Below are 16,556 nucleotides of genomic sequence, written 5' to 3' on the forward strand. Positions count from 1 at the left end.
AACCAAATAAATAACCAAATGAAAATTGTTATAGCCGGATTAGATGCGGAAACCTGTCGCCAACTTCTGCCGATTCAACCCACTGAGAATTCGCTTGAATGGCTGTCGCCGGCTGATTTTATGGTTGCTGCAGAATCTGCGGATTCGGAAGTTACCGAGAGACGTTGGGTCTGGCTGTATCGCGCACCCTGGACGCTGCTGTTGACCTGGTCTTCCGAAAAAGATCTGATGGAGTGGCAGGCTCAACAGTGTATCGCGCTCCGCCTGCGCGGAATCCTGGGCCAACAGTTGATGTTGGTGAATGCAGACCAAGTGAACGTCGCCCGGTTAGGTGCAAAACTCGGGCTAATCGCTGATCAGCCGACTCCCTTTCCTGTTGCAAATGAAGATGAAAGAGGAGAGAAAAAGCAACCGCCGGGACTGGATTTAGCTCTGGCCAAGCTTTTCGAGTGGATAGCGCCCCAGTACTGGGATGTATTCGAGGCGCTTGAGGCTGTGGCTTGGCTCCCTGAAGGCAATCCATTGTTTCGGCATGATCTGTCGCCGCCACCTCAAACGCTTTTGCAAGCATTGGGGCAAACAATAAAAGACAGTCAGGCTTTAACTGCGGCGCTGGAGCGATTGACTTTGCAGGAAGAAACCATTAGCGCTTTGCAAGCGGCGGTCAAGGAAGGTGATGTTGGGTTACAGGCGGCCAGGACCACTTGTGACCAGCAGAAGAAAGAATTGGAGCAATTCCAGGAAGCGCGACAGACTACCGCTCGCCAGGCAGAAGAACAGTATAAGGAGTTGACGCAGGAAAATGAGTTATTGTTGTTGCAGCTTCATCAGGTTCAGGAAGAGCTAGAGAAAACTTTTCTGGAGAGCCGCGAACGCATCGCGAATATGGAGCAGGATCAGGCGACGCAGGCGACGCAGCAGGCTGCGAAAGTCAAACAGTTGGAGGGGGAGCTGGCCAAGATCCGCCAGGCGCTCAATGAGTCGAAAACTACGGCAGCCCAAGCCAGCGAACAATACAAGCAGCTTGAACAAGAAAATGAGTTGTTGTTGTTGCAACTCCATCAGGTTCAGGAAGAACTGGAATCCTATTTTCTCGCAAACCGTGAATTGTTGATGACTCTTAAATCATCACAGGCTCTGTTAACTCGCTCACGGATGGTTATTGGTCGTTTAGCATTGAATGGATGACAATTTCGATGCTGTGGATGCTGTCTGGTATCAGGCAGCTTACCCAGATGTCGCGGCGGCAGGCATGGATCCTGTCGAACATTATCAACAGTACGGTCGTGCTGAGGGTCGATTACCCAAGGCTGTTGATGCCTTGGCGTTGGACGACAAACTGTGGGGCGGTTTCTCCGGTTTGGCGTTGCCAGCGCTGGAGGCGCTGTGCCAATCCAGTACGACTTCTGCAATCGAACGCCTCAGTGCGGCGTGGGCGTTGACGCGCTGGTTCGCTAGCCATCAGGATTGGTCAAACGCAGGACGTTATGTCGATGTGTTACAGCCGCCTTTGCCTGCATTCCTGGATCATCTAGGCGTTCCCCTGTTGCGTATCGAGGTATTGTTGCGCGGTGGGCGCGTCGTCGAAGCCGAAACGGCGCTGCAAGCAGCTCTGGCATTTTATGGCGCCATCCCTGATCTGTGCCTAGCGGCGGCCAATGTGACCCAAGGGTTGCCAGGTGAGAAGGGTGGCGATGAAGTACGGTTGGCCTGGGTTAACCGAGTGTTCGAAACGAAGGGGTTGGCGCAGTTGGCCAAGGAGAACCCATCCGCGCCGCTTGATCTGGATAATCTGACAGCGGCGTCAACACCAGCTTGCAGTCTGGCGCTGGATGCACAGCCGACCATCAGCGTCATTATACCGGTTTATAACGCGGCGCAGTTTGTGAGTACAGCGCTGCGCAGTCTGTTGGCCCAGACCTGGGCGCACCTGGAAATCATCGTGGTGGACGATGGCAGCACGGATAACACCCTGGCCAAGATTCAGGCGCTGGCTAGGGAGGATTCGCGCCTTATGGTCATCCGGCAGCCCGATAATCGGGGGGCTTACGCAGCGCGCAATGCCGGTCTGCGCGTAGCGACCGGCGAATTTATCACGACGCATGACGCGGACGACTGGTCACACCCGCAGAAACTGGAGCAACTCGTTATAACGCTGCTGGAGAATCCAGAGTTAATGGGGGTGCTCGCACATTGGGTGCGCGCCGATAGCGGTTTGCATTTTCAATACCCGCGCATGGAGAGCCAGCTTATTCATCCCAGCGTGTCGACATTTCTATTCAGGCGTCGCGCACTGGAACGGTTGGGACGTTGGGATGAGGCTAGAGTGGGGGCTGATTCTGAGTATTATGAGCGGATGATGGCGGTATTTGGCCAGCAATCGGTGCAGTTGATCGTCCCGGACGCCCCATTGGTTTTTGCTCGCCAATGGGCGGATTCGCTGACGAGCGCTCGCGCCACCCACTTGCACACCTGGTATTTCGGATTGCGCCGGTGGTACGGTGAGTTGTATCGGGCTTGGCATCAATTGGCCGATCCCCTGGCATTGACCCTGGCTCTCTCGTCAGAGGGAGACCGAGTTGCAGAGCGAGCAATTGGACAGGGATTGTATGATCAGGTGCTGATGGCGGATTTGAGCGACGATCCCCAGGTGTTTACGCGGACTCGCGTGTTGTTAAGCTATTTGCTGGAGGCGGGTCAACGGGTAGCGTTGTTCCATTGGCCGGATTACTGTCGCCCGGTGTTGTTGCCCATGTCCGCCTGGTATCTGGCGCGAGTGGTTGAAGGACGGTTCACGGTGCTGGTGCCGGAAGATGCCGCGTGTTGCGTGGAATTGCTGGTCGTGAACCGGCAGTTGCTGCGCTATCCGCCCGATATGGTGCCCCGGGTGACGTTTCAGCGCATCCGGACCCTGGCATTGGCGGAAACGATGGCTTATCGGGTAGCGCAGTCGCGACCGGGTTTGCATGAAGCGGATCGAACCCTGATTAAGCGCTCGGGTTTGTTCGATGCGGACTGGTATGCGCGTCATTATCCAGATGTGTGCGAGGCTGGCGAATTTAATGCTTCTCATCCAACCCCTCTTCTATTGGCGCAAGAGGGGAGTGAACGATTGTTGCAACATTATCTGACGGCAGGCATTTCTGAGGGCCGTGATCCGGGGCCAGCCTTTTGTTCCAGACACTATTTGGCGCGCTATCCGCAGGTCGAGGAGGGCGGATGGCTGCCGATCATCCATTATCTGAAGGCAGGCGCTCGATTGGGCTATGACGGGGCGGCGTTGCCAGAATGGGTTGGCGAGCAGCCCCAGGTTGCTGGTCGACCGACGGTTCTGGTGTGTGGACATTCTGCTGGCTGTCAGTTGTTTGGCGCGGAGCGCAGTCTGCTGGGGTTGTTGGAGGCGTTTGCGGCGCTGGATTTTAATGTGTTAGCGACTGTTCCGGATGATGGAAATCCAGCGTATTTGCAGGCGCTACGGCAACGATGTTCGTGGGTGGGTGTTGTGCCTTATGAACAATGGAGCGCTTCGGTTCCGCCCTGCGCTTGGGCGGTGGAGCGCTTAGTGGCGATTATGATCCGGCATGTTGTGGATGTCGTGCATGTGAATACCATCATGTTGCGGGAGCCGGCGCTGGCGGCTCGCCGGGTTCATTTGCCGGTGGCGGTGCATGTGCATGAGTCGCTGGCTCATGATCCTGATCTGTGTGCGGCGATTGGTTTATCGGCGCATGAGATTCGCAGCCGGGTGTTGCAACGCGCTGATGTGGTGGTTGCTAATTCGGCGTTTACGGCGCGGGCTTTTTATAAACCCGGAGCAACGTACCGGGTGGGAAATACTGTGGATCTGGCGGCGCTGGATCTGGCAAATCCGGTGGAGCCGGGGCGGATGAAGGTGGCGTTGATCAGCAGCCATCAGCCCAAGAAGGGGCTGATGGATTTCGTGGCGCTGGCGCGGTTGCTGGCGGAGATTGAACCAGGAATTGCGTTGCTGTCGATTGGGCCGGAGAATGCGCATATTAAGGCGTTGCGGGCCGCTCAGCCGCCATTGCCGGAGAATTTAACGTTCCCTGGCTATGCGGAAACGCCACAGGCGGCAGTGAGCCAAGCGAATGTGGTAGTCAGTTTGTCACACTTTCAGGAGACATTTGGTTTGACGATCCTGGAGGCGATGGCGGCCCGGCGACCGGTCGTGGTTTACGATTGGGGGGCGTTGCCGGAATTGGTGCGCGATGGGGTGAATGGCTTTGTGTTGCCATTTGGGGATGTAGCAGGTGTGGCGAGCCGGTTACGGGAGCTGTGCCGCGATCCAGCGCGGCTTGAATGCATGGGGGAGGCCGGTCGTCAAAGGGCATTGACCGGTTTTGGACTTGAGAGGGTTAGCGGGCAATTGCGGGAGGCGTATGTGTCCATTCTGGCGGGGCGATTCCCACTGACCCGGCATAACGGGGAAGTCCGATACCTGGGCGGCGTTGGGAATGAACCCGAGTATCCGCAGCAGTAAGCGCCACGGTCGTAAGTCGTTGACTAAAGGCATGGGTGTAGCACGGGCATCAGGGCGGCCAGTTTTTCATGGGCAACCGGCAAATCGGGGTTGGTCCGACGGCCTACGGCGGACACCGCTTGGCGAATTGCGGCATAGCCCCAAGGCCGGGTGTTGCGAATCAAGGCGGATTGTGGTTCATCGGCTTGGCAGTATTCGGCGAACAGGGATTGATTCGGCGATTCTTGTTCGATCAGCCATTCGTTATGGCGCGCTATGCAGAGCATCGGGATGCCGCGCTGTTTGCAGAACGACGCCAGATACAAGTCAGTCATGCCGGGGGTTGAGAAATGGTCAAGCCGCAAACCTTGGAGCAGACCGGAATGGAATGCTACCGTGCCGGTGCCTAGAATATTCACCAGAGCATCACGCTCCAGGGCCTGGATAAACCCGTGTACTTTGCGAAAACCGGAAAAATAACAGGTGGCCTGCTCTGGAATCAGGATGCCATGGACCCCGATAACGGCTTGGCGACCGTACTCGTCGATTTTGCGAATCATGGCCGCCACATAATCCGGCGGGTAAATGATATCGTCATCGATGGTGAAGTAATAACACTCTTTTTTCAGCGGTTCAAACGGTAGAAATTTACCGTTGTCCCGCAAGCCGGGCCGGTCGCGGGAAAGAACCACCGAGAGGTTGGGATGGCAGTTCCGGACTATCTCCGGGATGGCATCGTAGCGATCGAGATAGAGGTGCAATTGATCGACCTGTGGTGTCAGGCTGGCGAGGGTGAGTTTTAATAACTCGGCGCGCTCTGGCACTGAACACAAACTGGCCACTACCGGCAGGCATGGATTGGGCAAGCAAGATAGGTCCGGCGCTACTTCAATCAGGTCGCGCAGTACGGGATAGCGGTAAAAATCCCGGAACCGATCAGCCCTTAATTCGGCCTGTTGGCGTCTGAAGGCATCGACATAAGCCGCCCGGGCCGGGGAAGGGCGTTGGTCGATATGACCATCGGCAACATGGTCGTTGCTGATCATGTCGGTGAATAGTGAACCTTCGCGCAGTGTGTTGTAGTAGAGCGGCAGATCCAGCGTGCGAATCTCGCCGCCTTTCGTCTGGCAATAGGCTTGCAGCCGCTGAAACAGTTCGTCGTCGGACGCCTTGCGAGTGCAATTGAAGTAACCGATCTGATCAAAAACCGATTTGCGTAGCCCCAGAGTAATCAGGCCGAGTTTTTTGACCTGGCCATTGACGGGATAAACGCGGCCCTCGGGGAACGAAACGCGCGAGTAGCTGGCTTGTACACATACGACGCCGGGCTGATTCAATTCCTGCATCGACAGGCGAATGCGCTCCGGATGACATAGATCGTCGCCATCCTGGAAGAAGACGAATTCCCCATTGGCCATCTGGACGCCATAATTCTTGGCAAAATAGGTGCCGAGGTTAGTGTTCAGGCGCCGGATTACGATTGGATGCGTCCCCTGAATGCGTTGCAGGATGTGCCAGGTCTCGTCGGTGCTGGCATCATCCACTACGATAATTTCCAGCGGTTGCCAAGTTTGCCGTAACAAGGAAATAAACACTGCTTCAATGTAATCGGCTACATTGTGAGCTGTCATGACCACCGATACGAGGGGACAGGATTGCTTTATTTTTACGGGGTTGTTCGCTAACGCTAGGGTTACCTCACGATAAAGGTCTTGTAGGTAAATACTACCTTTGGCAGGCTTTTGTTGATCAATGAGCGGTGCGCTCCCGATCCACTTCGCGCGTGCGCGCTTCAGATTGAAGCGATAAACCTCGGCAAGCTCGGGGTGATCGGCTATCGCTTTTTCGTAGAGTGAAACGGCTAGAGCATAATCGCCAGAATCAAACGCCGATTGAGCTTTTTTGAAAAATGAGGTCATTCAATGGTAAATTAAAAATATTTTTTTTGAGGATTCTTGTGGAGCTAGTCAATTCAGGTGCAGATCTTGGCTCCAACCTATTGGTCTTGGAAGAGGTAGCACCAACATGACAAAGAAATCCTCGAAGAACCATTTTTCTGTGCATCATTCTTTAGTTTCAGGCAGCTTCGACCTGCTAATACATTTTCTTATACCAATCTCAATTGCAGCAGAGATATTATTAACATGTAATGCATTGTAAAGTCCTTTAGATGCTAGACTGAATCTATTCCATAATTCTTCACGCTCATAAAGTTGAGCACAAATCTGGCCAAACTCATAAGGATTAGAAGCTTCTATACTAACCGGAGATAGATACTCACTCAGAGATTGAGGCATTTCTCGGTGAATGACTGGTGTACCTAACATGGCAGCTTCTACAGGTATCATTTCAAATGTAGCACCAGGAGTTAAACAGATGCACAATTTGAAATTGCTCAGTATACTCGACAAACCACTAGGTTCATATGGAATAATTTTGATGTAATTTAAAAAAACTTTATTAGTATGGTAGTGTTTAAGTGCATAAATATTCACATGAGGGAGTCTTATTCGAATTTGCTCGATCCATTTCCTAGCATCATCGAATGTTATATCCTGATTAAGTAGTTTCGCAAGATCGCCGATAAATATACCTTCTCTGTTGGCATAAGATTTTTCAATCAATACACCTGGATCTAATGTTTTTGGAATAGTAACGATATACTTGGAAATAGATCTCAAATGACAGTCGATTAGAGAACTAGAGTTTGTAAAAGCTGCCACAAATACCCTAGGTCTATCAAATTCAACATTACAAACTCGCACATATTCAGCGATCCATTTACTGCGATCGTGTGTAGAATTTATGCTAAAATTTATAGCGCACACACTGCCTTTTCGAGCAAGGTCAGTTATTAGATCAAGGAGTGCGCCAAAATCTGGTCGCTGTGGATCTGGTGCGTATGCTAGAACGAGGTCAGGGAATGGTTGTGCAACAGTTAGGGCTTCTAATTTCTTAGTATCGGAAATGCAATATTCTCCGATATCGTGACCTAGATTTGTTAAAGAATTTGCAAGTAATCTAGAGCTTTTAAATATCCCGCCCTTTGGGTTTATTTTGAAGCGGCCAATAATCGCTATTCGAAGGCGATGGTCAGGAAGATTTAGATTCCATCTATGGTTCGATACCAAAAAATTTTGCATCTTTTTAGTATTTTGTCGAGAATTCGATGTTTCATTAGAGCTATGTTTGTAGATTGAGATATCTTGTGATGATTTGATCTCCATAATTTCATCGCGTTCATGCTGAATTACTATTAATGGCACTCGCTGCTTTTGCGCTAATAATGCAAAGTAAACATCAGCCATATTAGGGGTTTCGAAGTCATTAAGCTTCACAGTAATGTGTTGCGTATAAAAACCCAAACAACCAGTTCCTAAAATATGAACATTTAGATTCTTGCTTCTCGGTGTCCGGAAGGAAAACACTCTTCTCGAATCTTTGTCATAAAAATCCTTAAATGGATTTAATATAAGGCTACCGTGCCAACCGATTACTACAGGGTTAGAATAACTCCAGATACAAGTAATGGTTCTATCAATGTAATCAGGTGGGTAAATTAAATCATCATCACATGTAAAATAATGTCCTTGATGTCTTTCAGCCCACAAGAATTTACCCGCGTCTCCCAAATCCCTATCTATATCATCAGAATGAATATACCTTATCTTGCTACCATAGTGAGATAAATATTCTGGAATGTTAGCGTACCCATCTAGATATATTCCAATATTATCCACTTGGTGAATCAAGCTCTCGATAGTCTCCTTTAAGGCTAATTGACGAGATGGAATGCTTGCTATACCAACAAATATACCATTAGTGAATTCTTCTGAATCTCTTTCTATCGAGTTACAGGACGATACAGCAGACGCTCTTTTCTTTGAAATATTCATATTGACATCAAGAAAACACGCCATTTTGGGATTGTCAAGCACTATTTTAGAGTAAAGTTCAAGCGCCTCGATGTATTTTTTTTTTCGAAAAAGCTTGTTGGCTTTTGTTAATTCAGTTTCATTCATGTCAAATTCGATCCTTATTACTTGGTAGATTTTATAAGGCTTATTTTTTTATAAAAATAAAAGTCTGAAAAAGAAGATATCGTACTACTCTTATATTTCTCGAATGGATATTTATTATAAACAATCCTAAATAGGCACCAATTAAGAATATTATCATCAATCCACTTAGAAAATCTTCTTCGTCGAACATGTACGGCGTCTTTTTCGCTCCAATCATCATTGCATGAGTAAATAATACAATATTTCTCGGCTGCACTGAAAAGCATAGTCATGTAGTCTGAGAAGACATCATCTTCTATTAAATGGAATAGAACATCCAAAGACATACTCAATTCCGACTTAAGAAGAACAGCTTTATATTCATTGTTTGTATAAAAAGATTTAAAAGAAGTATTTCCAAATTTTTTTCTACATTTTTCGATAACGGTAGAACTTACGTCAATGCCTATATAGTGGCTTACATTGATCATAGACAGCTGATTTCCATCACCACAACCAAATTCAATGATATTTTGGATATTTTTCTCGACGATGAATTTGTTAATAATATCTGCTTTGAATTGAGCAAGCCTCCCATATGAGCCATATCCTGATGTATCGCCATTTTTATAACGTTCTTCCCAATATTTTTCACTAGAAAACCCTCCGTACTTAGAAATAATCTTTGCTTTTTCTATCTCAGATAAATTAATGGAACTACATTTTTCTGAGGATATCGTGACTTTGTCTATCTCAGTACCTTTATTTTTCGGGCAAACTTCAATGTGTTCAATTTGCTGATGCGACGGGCGGGCAAGTTGATTTCGTGCAGAGGGTTCGAACTGATGTTCTATCTTTAGAGCTTGTATAGTGGTGTTTGTGTGGCTTTGGTGTTGGTCAAGTCGCCCCTCAAGAGCTTGGGTGAATGGCTTGTCGCTGCTTGGTATACCGATACCGACTGCCTGCTCAAAATGTCCCAGCGCTCGTTGTTTTTGCCCACCCAGCGCTGCCGCCTTACCTAAGCTGTTATATACCCCGCCAATAAGAATCTGACTAACAAGCTTTTTCCCAGCCCCCCAATCCTGAGCTAACCGTACATACTGCCGAGCCTCGGCATCCGCGCTGATTTGCAACCGCCCAACCGCCGCCAGCAGCGCCAGCTTGGCTCGGTCTGGGTGGTGCTCAATCTGGTCCTGTTGCAATTGGGCTAGACTTTGCCAGTCGCCGAACTGCCATTGGATTCGGGCTTTCTCCAGCAAATTTTCGCAATAAGGTGTGTAGTGAACAGCGACAATCCTCGCTGTCGGCGGGGCACCGTCTGGCACTGGATCTAGCGGTGGGGTGATCCAGCGGCTGATTAGGGTGCGTAGTGCGGCAAACATCGACCAGTTCGTCTGTTATTCAGTGTGGGAATCTTTAATTAACGCTTCTATCTGGGTCAGAGCGTTGGCGCTATCGGCTTGCTTCTTCTCCAGCGTCGTCTGCATTTTCTGCAGTTGCTGCTCGATCTTTCGGGTAACCACCGTCGAAGCAGACTCTAGGTTCTCTAGGAAGGGTACGGCTCCGGCCAGTCCGAGTTGCATTGCCTGAAGACGCGCCCGCGTCGGAGCCAACAGCCGGACCTCGCTGCCTGGTATCCCGGTTGCCAACGCCTGCCGAAAATGATGCAGCGCCTGGTTCGATTTTCCGGCTACAGTCGCAGCGCGTCCCAGTGAATTGTGCACGCCAGCAATCAATATCCGGTTCATCAGCCGCTGGTCGCCACCCCATTCCATCGCTTGGCGGATCCACTGTCGCGCGGCGGCTGGCTCGCCCATTTGCAGATGCCCCGCCGCCGCCAATAACGCTAGCTTCGCCTGATCGGGGTGATGCTGCAACGCGCCCGGATTCAGTTGACACAGGCTGGCCCAATCACCCAATTGCCACTGCGTCCGGCTGCGCTCCAGCAGATGCTCATCGTAGGGCATCAAGTGCTGCTCTTCCGTAACCGGTTCAACTGGGGCAGGCAAGTGGCGAACTTGCAGTGAATAGGCATGGATCCGGCGAAGCCACTGTACACTGCGTTGGCAGCACTGGGCCAAAGATTGCTTCAACATAAGTTAGGGTTGAACAGGCATAAGGTACAAAAGCCAGTATTTAAGACGAATTGTAAAAGAACACGGGAATAAAAAAAAGTCGGTTCTTCGAAAGTTCTTGTGAAGCCAGACGATCCGGAGGCGGCTCGTGGCTTCAACCCGTTGATCTTTAAAAAGACAGTGCCGATTTAATGTGCTGATCTTGGCCCAGAACCCCACATTTCATAGAAACCTTCGAAGAACCATACAGGAACATCAGGCTCGCCTTGTGACGGAGCAAGAGATCGCGCGGCTGCTGGCTCGTCTCCAGCAGGCAGGTCTGGATCGGGTTTGAGTAGCATTACCCACCTCGACTTTGGCTATTTTGTGGATGGAGAAAGTTCATAGAATATAGATTTCAGGAATAATAACTTAAAATTCGTAAAATCAAGGTTTTCATGTGATATGCTCTAATTCAGGCGTTACACAGTGAAACTATGACGGATTCTGAGCTGCCTCACTAGTTGTCAGGCAAACTGGAACAGGTCCCTATAGTATTTTAGATAATTGGTGAAAGATATTTAGTATGACCACGACACTTCATAACACTGACTTTTATGCTTGGACTCAACAGCAGATTCGTTTGCTCAAATCAAACTGCTGGCATGAGTTGGATGTTAGTGGACTGATCGAGGAAATTGAGAGCATGGGCGCAAGTGAACGGCGTGAACTCATTAATCGATTAGCGGTGTTAATGGCGCATTTATTAAAGTGGCAATACCAACCCACTTTTCAAGGGCGTAGTTGGCAGTTGACGATTAAAGAGCAGCGCCGTCAATTGCAAAGGCTACTCAAGGATAATCCGAGCTTGCAGGGTAGATTATCCGAGTTTAGAGTCGAGGCTTATGGTGATGCTCTTTTGTTAGCCGCAAAAGAGACCGGTTTGGATGAGTCCGTTTTTCCTGAGCAGTGTCCATATGGTGAAGATGATGTTCTGAATGATAAGTTTTACCCGGAATGATCAATTGAATTCCACGTCGCGCTGTTACGCGCGACGATATCTACCACCTGGAGTGGGTTCTTATCGCCCAATTATCCTAACATGTTTTTTAAATGTGACTTCATCAAGACCATATAAGGCATCCAGCAACGCCACCTGTAGACTACCAGGGCCAGCCGCCCAACCTGCGGCAACTTCACCTGCGACTCCAAAAACGGCCAGCGCTGCAACGGTCGCCAATAATGCGTCCGGCTCTACCGCCAAAAATGCTCCAATGATTGCAGTGGCTGAACAACCTAATCCGGTTACACAGGTCATCAATGGATGACCATTATGAATCTCCATGACTTGCTCGCCATCCGTCACATAGTCCACAGCTCCAGTTACCGCAATGACCGAACCGATTTCGGTCGCTAACTGGCGCGCCGCATCCAGCGCTATATTCGAGTCATGCAGGCTGTCCACCCCGCGACCTTGGCCATTCAGCGCTTGTTCGCGAGTCAAGGTCAGAATTTCCGAACCATTGCCGCGAATCACCTTGGGTCTTAACCGGGTCAGGGCGCTGGCGACTGTGCGGCGATAGGGCGTTGCTCCAGCGCCCACCGGGTCGAGAACCCAGGGAATGTTTTTGGCGCTTGCGCTTACCGCCGCCAGTTTACAGGCTGCAACCTGCTCGGAGTACAGCGTACCTATATTGATCACCAGCGCCTGACTGATCGCTACAAAATCTTCGACTTCGTCCATCGAATGCACCATCGCTGGCGATGCGCCGATCGCTAATAATGCATTTGCGGTGTTATTCATCGCCACGAAATTCGTGATGTTATGAACCAGTGGGGATTGCTCGCGCACAGCGATGAATCGCGTCCAGTAAGTGTCGGTTTGCATTTCGCTCTTGAGCTGTTTGGATGAAGTGGATCAGGTCGCTGATTCTTTCAATAACCTGATCTGGGCGGGGAGGGAGATTCGTTGTAAATCATAATGTTCGACAATGGTCTGTCGGCCTTTCAGGCGCAGTCCTGCATAGGCGTCCGGATCGGCCAGGACCGAGCAGACCGTGTTCGCTAACTCGGAGATATCGAAGAAATCAACCAGGAGGCCATTCTTCTCATGGATGATCACTTCCTCAACAGGCGGGGTTCGAGAACCTACTACCAACGCCCCGGCGCTCATCGCCTCAAGCATCGACCAGGACAGCACAAAAGGGTAGGTCAGGTAGACATGACAGCGAGTAATTTGCAGTAGCCGCAGCAAGACATTGTAAGACACCCGGCCCATGAAAAAGACCCGAGAGGGGTCGAGCCGCCGGGCGACTTCATCCAGATAGCGTTGCCGGTAGGAGCTGCTTTCGGGTCGCGCGCCATAGCTGACGTCTTCGCCGCCAACAATAAATACTTTCGCCCTGGGGCGTCGAGCCAGGATGTCAGGCAGGGCGCGCATAAAGATATGGTAGCCGCGCACCGGCTCCAAGTTACGGGCGATGAACGTGAGGACTTCATCACCTGGGCGCGCACAGATGCGCCGGTCTGGTAAGTGAATCTCTGCGGCTGGATCAGGGGCGGCAACGTCAGTATTGATCCCGTCGTGGATCACACTGAGCTTTTCTCGCACCCATGCCGGGTGTGTGGAAGCTTGCCAGCCGGTTGGCGCTACTCCCCAGTCCATGACGTCAAAGGCTATCGCCAGGTTGGCGTTCTTGGTGCGTAACCGCGCCCGATCGGCGAAGGTGGGCGCGGGAAATTCCGGATCAAACCCTATATCTTGCCCCGAAGCCCGGTAATAGTATTCAGCGAAACAGATCAGTCGCGTATCCGGGAATACGTCTTTCAGGTACAGCGCTTCCCCCCAGCCTGGATGGGCCAGGGTTACGTCCGGGATAAACCCTGACTCTCGTAATTTCTCAGCCAGCCGCCCACAAGCCTCTCCACGCAGCACCTTGGATTCAAATTCGATGGCGAATGGATGCACATCGGGAGTGTTTCCTCGTGGCAACCGGTAACCGTGAATGTCAACTCCGGGAACCGCTCGGCTCGGGTTGCCCTGGCATATCGCCATCACCTGGTGGCCCTGATCAACCAGGGCGGGGGCTAGGTGTTGATATTGACCGGGAAAGTTCTGGTGGACAAACAGAATGTTCATCAAGGTAAATAGGGAGGCGCCGTGCTCAATCGAATCGCAGGATACCGTCTTCCTGCGTGAGTCCGAAGCTGTCGAGATCTCCCAGTGAATTAGCCTGTTGCTGCGCTTGTATTTGCTCGGCCCGTCGTGCTTGCATCTGGCTCAGGCGCTCCAGAACAGTGAGCTGGTTCATGGATAGCAGTTGCGCGTAGGCCACGGGTAAGGATTGGTGTTGACGCAGTTCGAGAAAGACTTGGTCATCCAGGGCGTTGAGGGCAACTTCATTGATACGGTAGAGACCTGTCACCGAGAGCATTTGTCCTGCCTGATCCACCTGGAGCGGCCATTGTTCAATGATCCCGACCCTAGCAAGCGCGTCGACCCCCCGCTGAGTTGCAACCCGGTTGGCCTCGACCTGCGTCAAAAAATTCAATATATCGCGAATGGCGACGCCCGGGTCCCCCTGGTCGTTGAAAAAACGTTCATCGGCATTGGCGGCGTCAATGATCAGACCGCTGTCTTCATCTACGCACAGCACCGACTGTTCGCTTCCTTGAGGCCGTAATACGCGGAAGGGATAGGTGCGCCAAGCTACGGGAATATAAGGACCGAGCCACTGACCGCTGGCGGATACGAGCAGGTTGCTCCCCGGTTGCAGGGATAGAACGCCTACCAGTTGATAATGAGTCTGTTCCTGAATGAAGGCGATTGGCATGCTCGGCAAAACTTTGGGCAGTTCCGCACCCACCAGAGGCACAACCGCCTCCTTAGCGGTGAAGGTATAGCTAGTATGGCGCTTCCAGCCTTGATGGGCATGACGTTCTCGGCTCAGTGCGGCGAATGCGGGCATTGAAGTGGCCTTCGAGGTAGGCAGGGATTATGGAGATTTGAGGCGTCTGAAACAGGTTACTTTCCGCTGAAGCAGGGTGTTCTTTTCTCCATGACGTTGGCTTTCTGACGCTAGAGTTCGATTTTGGCTGGAAAATCGGGGAACAGGACAGACTTTTTCAACAGCCCATGCGGGCCGAAAAAACTGAGATGGCCATCGGCGTTGCACAGCCAAACCTCCAGCGCGCCTTTTTCGAAATACAACTGCCGTTTGGTCCGCATTTCCTTACCGGTATTAGTGGAAGACAGCACCTCGACACACAGCTCCGGGGCGACCGAACATTCCACTTCTGGCCAGATGGTCGCGAGTCGTTCCGGGGATGCCCATACGACGTCAGCCACCTTGGTGCCCTTGCGGGTAGCAATCGCGCATTCAACAAAGGCTTTGCCCGTCGGTGAGAGGGTGCGCAACTGATAAGCGATTTCCCCTTGATAAATCGAATGATAAACCTTGGTCGGCGCCATGATGATTTTCCCGGTTTCATCCAGCTCGATCTTGAAGGGCAAATCCTGCAACGCCGGATGTTCACACACTTCCAGCCAGTTCATGGTCAGCGTCTCAGTGATGGATTAAACCGGTAATTCCGAATGGCCCATCAGGAATTCATCGACGGCATGGGCGCATTGTCGGCCTTCACGGATGGCCCAGACCACCAGCGATTGACCGCGCCGCATGTCGCCGGCGGTGAACACTTTGTTCAACGAGGTCTGATAGTCGCTGGTCCCGGCGCGGACATTGCCGCGCTCGTCCAGGGCGACGCCCAGTTCTTCCAACATGCCTTGCTGAACCGGGTGAACAAAACCCATCGCCAGCAACACCAGGTCCGCTTTGATCTCGAAGGCGCTGTCGGGCGCTTCCACCATGGTTTGTCGCCCCTTCACGGTTTGCCATTCCAAGCGGGCGACCCGAATTGCAGTCACATGCCCGTTTTCACCGACAAACGCCTGCGTAGCAACCGCCCAGTCGCGTTCGCAGCCTTCCTCGTGGGAACTGGAGGTGCGTAGCTTGAGCGGCCAGTTCGGCCAGGTCAGCAATTTGTTCTCCTGCACCGGCGGTTTAGGCATAATTTCTAGTTGGGTTACTGATTGTGCGCCTTGCCGTACCGAGGTGCCGACGCAATCCGAGCCGGTATCGCCGCCGCCGATCACGATAACCTGTTTGTCCGTGGCGAGAATCTCCTGTTCGACCGGGAAAGCGTGACCGGCAACCCGGCGATTTTGCTGGGTCAAAAAATCCATGGCGTAATGAATGCCAGTCAGCTCACGACCCGGCACATTCAGATCTCGTGGTTGTTCAGCCCCACCGGCCAGCACTACGGCATCGAATTCAGCGAGTAATTGCCGGGCGGGAAGATCGTCAGCGCCGACGTGGCAATTGGGGCGAAATTCCACGCCTTCCGCCTGCATTTGCGCCAGACGCCGGTCGATTTGCGACGTTTCCAGTTTGAAGTCAGGAATACCGTAGCGCAATAGCCCACCGATGCGGTCGCTCTTTTCAAACACCACAACCCGGTGACCGGCCCGCGCCAGCTGTTGCGCGCAGGCTAGACCGGCGGGACCAGAACCGACAATTGCGACCCATTTTCCGGTGCGATGCGCGGCGATTTGCGGCGTCACCCAACCCTCAGCCCAACCCTTGTCGATAATGGCGCATTCAATATCCTTGATCGTGACCGGATTATCGTTGAAATTAAGGGTGCAGGACGCTTCGCATGGCGCGGGGCAGATACGCCCGGTGAATTCGGGAAAGTTGTTGGTGGAATGTAGAACTTCCAGCGCCTCGCGCCAGTGGCCGCGATACACCAGATCGTTCCAATCAGGAATAATGTTATGCACCGGACAGCCGCGATGGCAGTAGGGAATGCCGCAATCCATGCAGCGCGCCGCCTGCTCGCGAACGTCCGGCTCTGGTAGGGGAACGATGAAATCGCGGAAGTGTTTAACACGCTCATCAACCGGCGCATAGCCGTGGTCGTGGCGTGGAATTTCCAGAAAACCGGTAGGCTTACCCATAA

Annotated in this window: 12 protein-coding genes; 3 read left to right on the forward strand and 9 right to left on the reverse strand. The window is 51.7% G+C overall.

The annotated features are described in order from the left end of the window. The first annotated feature begins 18 nt into the window (after positions 1 to 18). Complete coding sequence (locus tag H6973_13480; GenBank protein MCP5126600.1) at positions 19 to 1,188, forward strand: hypothetical protein; 1,170 nt, start codon at positions 19 to 21, stop codon at positions 1,186 to 1,188. After that, positions 1,181 to 4,501 carry a glycosyltransferase gene (locus H6973_13485; protein MCP5126601.1) on the forward strand — a complete coding sequence of 1,107 codons (3,321 nt, stop codon included), beginning with the start codon at positions 1,181 to 1,183 and terminating at the stop codon, positions 4,499 to 4,501. The genes H6973_13480 and H6973_13485 overlap by 8 nt, the downstream gene beginning before the upstream one ends. 23 nt (positions 4,502 to 4,524) lie before the next feature. Here the strand turns inward: H6973_13485 and H6973_13490 are convergent, their stop codons facing one another. The 4 genes from H6973_13490 to H6973_13505 all read right to left on the reverse strand — a co-directional run bounded on the left by H6973_13490 (position 4,525) and on the right by H6973_13505 (position 10,577). Next, positions 4,525 to 6,111 (reverse strand): glycosyltransferase family 2 protein, encoded by a 1,587-nt coding sequence (locus tag H6973_13490; GenBank protein MCP5126602.1) that lies wholly within the window; start codon positions 6,109 to 6,111, stop codon positions 4,525 to 4,527. A 432-nt stretch (positions 6,112 to 6,543) separates the two neighbouring features. After that, positions 6,544 to 8,502: a hypothetical protein gene (locus H6973_13495; GenBank protein MCP5126603.1), complete on the reverse strand. Its 1,959-nt coding sequence runs from the start codon at positions 8,500 to 8,502 to the stop codon at positions 6,544 to 6,546. Positions 8,503 to 8,519: 17 nt separating this feature from the next. Then, on the reverse strand, positions 8,520 to 9,863 hold the full coding sequence (locus H6973_13500) for a class I SAM-dependent methyltransferase (protein MCP5126604.1): 1,344 nt from the start codon (positions 9,861 to 9,863) through the stop codon (positions 8,520 to 8,522). Between the two features lie 15 nt (positions 9,864 to 9,878). Then, positions 9,879 to 10,577, reverse strand: a complete 699-nt coding sequence (locus H6973_13505; protein ID MCP5126605.1) for a hypothetical protein — start codon at positions 10,575 to 10,577, stop codon at positions 9,879 to 9,881. 544 nt (positions 10,578 to 11,121) lie between these two features. Between H6973_13505 and H6973_13510 the strand changes: the two genes are divergently transcribed. Next, positions 11,122 to 11,556 (forward strand): DUF29 domain-containing protein, encoded by a 435-nt coding sequence (locus tag H6973_13510; protein ID MCP5126606.1) that lies wholly within the window; start codon positions 11,122 to 11,124, stop codon positions 11,554 to 11,556. A 60-nt stretch (positions 11,557 to 11,616) separates the two neighbouring features. On the opposite strand, the gene thiM is transcribed toward H6973_13510, so the two are convergent. The 5 genes from thiM to H6973_13535 all read right to left on the reverse strand — a co-directional run bounded on the left by thiM (position 11,617) and on the right by H6973_13535 (position 16,554). Next, positions 11,617 to 12,423: a hydroxyethylthiazole kinase gene (gene thiM / locus H6973_13515; GenBank protein MCP5126607.1), complete on the reverse strand. Its 807-nt coding sequence runs from the start codon at positions 12,421 to 12,423 to the stop codon at positions 11,617 to 11,619. 30 nt (positions 12,424 to 12,453) lie between these two features. Continuing rightward, positions 12,454 to 13,674: a glycosyltransferase gene (locus H6973_13520; protein ID MCP5126608.1), complete on the reverse strand. Its 1,221-nt coding sequence runs from the start codon at positions 13,672 to 13,674 to the stop codon at positions 12,454 to 12,456. Between the two features lie 25 nt (positions 13,675 to 13,699). Then, positions 13,700 to 14,503, reverse strand: a complete 804-nt coding sequence (locus H6973_13525) for a SapC family protein (protein MCP5126609.1) — start codon at positions 14,501 to 14,503, stop codon at positions 13,700 to 13,702. A 110-nt stretch (positions 14,504 to 14,613) separates the two neighbouring features. Further along, positions 14,614 to 15,090, reverse strand: a complete 477-nt coding sequence (locus H6973_13530) for a Uma2 family endonuclease (protein ID MCP5126610.1) — start codon at positions 15,088 to 15,090, stop codon at positions 14,614 to 14,616. A gap of 21 nt (positions 15,091 to 15,111) precedes the next feature. After that, a complete protein-coding gene (locus tag H6973_13535; protein MCP5126611.1) occupies positions 15,112 to 16,554 on the reverse strand; it encodes a glutamate synthase subunit beta in 1,443 nt (480 codons plus the stop codon). Positions 16,555 to 16,556 lie beyond the last annotated feature (2 nt).

The organism is Gammaproteobacteria bacterium, assembly GCA_024235095.1.
Lineage (GTDB): Bacteria > Pseudomonadota > Gammaproteobacteria > Competibacterales > Competibacteraceae > UBA2383.

What these genes read in the sequence shown, in the direction of transcription:
- H6973_13480 (MCP5126600.1), top strand. Translation starts at nt 19, where the DNA reads ATGAAAATTGTTATAGCCGGATTAGATGCGGAAACCTGTCGCCAACTT.
- H6973_13485 (MCP5126601.1), top strand. Translation starts at nt 1,181, where the DNA reads ATGGATGACAATTTCGATGCTGTGGATGCTGTCTGGTATCAGGCAGCT.
- H6973_13490 (MCP5126602.1), bottom strand. Translation starts at nt 6,111, where the DNA reads ATGACAGCTCACAATGTAGCCGATTACATTGAAGCAGTGTTTATTTCC.
- H6973_13495 (MCP5126603.1), bottom strand. Translation starts at nt 8,502, where the DNA reads ATGAATGAAACTGAATTAACAAAAGCCAACAAGCTTTTTCGAAAAAAA.
- H6973_13500 (MCP5126604.1), bottom strand. Translation starts at nt 9,863, where the DNA reads ATGTTTGCCGCACTACGCACCCTAATCAGCCGCTGGATCACCCCACCG.
- H6973_13505 (MCP5126605.1), bottom strand. Translation starts at nt 10,577, where the DNA reads ATGTTGAAGCAATCTTTGGCCCAGTGCTGCCAACGCAGTGTACAGTGG.
- H6973_13510 (MCP5126606.1), top strand. Translation starts at nt 11,122, where the DNA reads ATGACCACGACACTTCATAACACTGACTTTTATGCTTGGACTCAACAG.
- thiM (MCP5126607.1), bottom strand. Translation starts at nt 12,423, where the DNA reads ATGCAAACCGACACTTACTGGACGCGATTCATCGCTGTGCGCGAGCAA.
- H6973_13520 (MCP5126608.1), bottom strand. Translation starts at nt 13,674, where the DNA reads ATGAACATTCTGTTTGTCCACCAGAACTTTCCCGGTCAATATCAACAC.
- H6973_13525 (MCP5126609.1), bottom strand. Translation starts at nt 14,503, where the DNA reads ATGCCCGCATTCGCCGCACTGAGCCGAGAACGTCATGCCCATCAAGGC.
- H6973_13530 (MCP5126610.1), bottom strand. Translation starts at nt 15,090, where the DNA reads ATGAACTGGCTGGAAGTGTGTGAACATCCGGCGTTGCAGGATTTGCCC.
- H6973_13535 (MCP5126611.1), bottom strand. Translation starts at nt 16,554, where the DNA reads ATGGGTAAGCCTACCGGTTTTCTGGAAATTCCACGCCACGACCACGGC.